The organism is Photobacterium pectinilyticum, from assembly GCF_024357955.1.
In the GTDB taxonomy this organism is placed as follows: domain Bacteria; phylum Pseudomonadota; class Gammaproteobacteria; order Enterobacterales; family Vibrionaceae; genus Photobacterium; species Photobacterium pectinilyticum.
Genome location: NZ_JANEYT010000169.1, coordinates 1 through 1,839 on the forward strand (window position 1 = coordinate 1; position 1,839 = coordinate 1,839).

A 1,839-nucleotide genomic window follows, 5' to 3' on the forward strand; every position below is an offset into this window, starting at 1 on the left:
TATAAGATCATAAATCGATCTGCCGGTCAAACTTACAGAATTTGGTCAGAAAACGTTCGTGATCTCACCCTGGTTAACCTGCTGACCGAAAGTGCTTTCCATACCTCGACCTATGATGATTGGAAAGGCAATTTTGACCTTGAGAAGCTTGAAGCTGCTATTGAACAATACGGCTCGGTGAACATAGCCGCTATTATTACTACCGTCACCTGTAATAGTTCGGGCGGTCAACCTGTAGCGATGGAAAATATGCGGGCGGTTTACGAGCTAGCGCAGAAGAATGATATACCCGTGGTGATTGATTCCGCCCGGTATTGTGAAAACGCGTATTTTATTAAGCGGCGAGAAGCGGGTTATGCGGAAAAGCCCATTCTGGACATCATCCGTGAAATGTATCAATACGGCGATATACTAACGATGTCGGCGAAGAAAGATCCGATGGTGAATATCGGTGGTCTGTGCTGTATCAAAGATCATGAAGACTTGTTCCAAGCGGTGAGGACCCGGTGTGTGCCGATGGAGGGCTTTGTTACCTACGGCGGCATGGCCGGGCGGGATATGGAAGCGTTGGCGCGGGGGCTCTATGAAGCCGCCGATGAAGACTTCCTTCATTACCGGATAAACCAGGTGAAATATCTGGGTGAGCGGTTGCGAGAAGGCGGCGTGCCAATCCAATACCCTACCGGTGGGCATGCGGTGTTTGTTGATGCAAAGAAAATGCTGCCTCATATTCCACCTCACCAATTTCCGGCCCATGCCTTGTGTAATGCGCTTTATTTAGAATCAGGTGTGCGTGCTGTGGAAATCGGTTCATTGTTGATGGGGCGGGATCCGCAAACCGGCAAGCAAAAATCCACGGCTTTGGAGCGAATGCGGTTAACCATTCCACGGCGGGTATATACCAATGATCATATGGATTATGTCGCCGATGCCTTGATTGCCGTTAATCGGCGGGCCAGTGAAATACGTGGCTTGGAGTTTGAGTATGAACCACCAGTATTGCGCCATTTCACGGCAAAGTTGAAGCCTATTGCGGATTAACGTGCGGATAACCACCGTTAGTTACCGACTTTCTGTGGTTTTGACGCATTTCTAACGTAGCGATGACGCTGAGCCCACAATCACAGCACTAAAATAAATATCAAGTTATATGAGAATGCTAACTAAGGAAATCAAGATGAAAAAGACCTTACTTGCACTGGTTGTGGCTGGCTTCGTACTGGCGGGATGTGATCAACAAGCCACACCAGAATCCCCATCTCACACTGAGGCTGAAACAGCAGCGGTAGTAGAAAACCAAGTTCAAGCAGATGACACATCAACAACAGAAGTGCCTGTTACTTTGCCAGAAGTAGACCAAACAGAAGGCGCTCAACCAGAAGTAACGCAACCTATCGCTGATTCAGCTCACAGCGCGCGTAATGCACTGGATTGGGATGGCACTTACACTGGTATCCTACCTTGTGCCGACTGTGAAGGGATCAAGACTGAGCTCGTCGTAAAAAAGGATGGTACGTTTATTATGACTGAGGTATATCTCGGAAAAGAAGGTAATGCCTTTGAGTACGAAGGATCATTTAACTGGAATACAGCGGGTAACACGATTGCCCTGTTAGGTGCCGGTGATGATGCGGTGCAGTATTTTGTTGGTGAAAACCAGTTGTTCCGATTAGATCGAGAAGGCAACCGAGTCGAAGGTGATTTAGCAAGCCATTACATGTTGCGTAAACAGTAAGTGATAATAAAACAGCCACCGAAAGGTGGCTCAGATTGCTGACGAACCCCACTTTTTAAGTGGGGTTCTTTTTTAGAGAGCGGCCGCGATCGCGATTTTTTTAC

At 47.7% G+C, this 1,839-nt stretch carries 2 protein-coding genes; both read left to right on the forward strand.

The window, feature by feature from the left end; genetic code table 11:
• Positions 1-1,041, forward strand: a 1,041-nt coding sequence (locus NHN17_RS25660; protein ID WP_255045508.1) for a tryptophanase, incomplete at its 5' end; no start/stop codon positions are given.
• Positions 1,042-1,177: 136 nt separating this feature from the next.
• Positions 1,178-1,735 (forward strand): copper resistance protein NlpE, encoded by a 558-nt coding sequence (locus tag NHN17_RS25665; RefSeq protein WP_255045509.1) that lies wholly within the window; start codon positions 1,178-1,180, stop codon positions 1,733-1,735.
• The last annotated feature ends 104 nt before the right edge of the window (positions 1,736-1,839 follow it).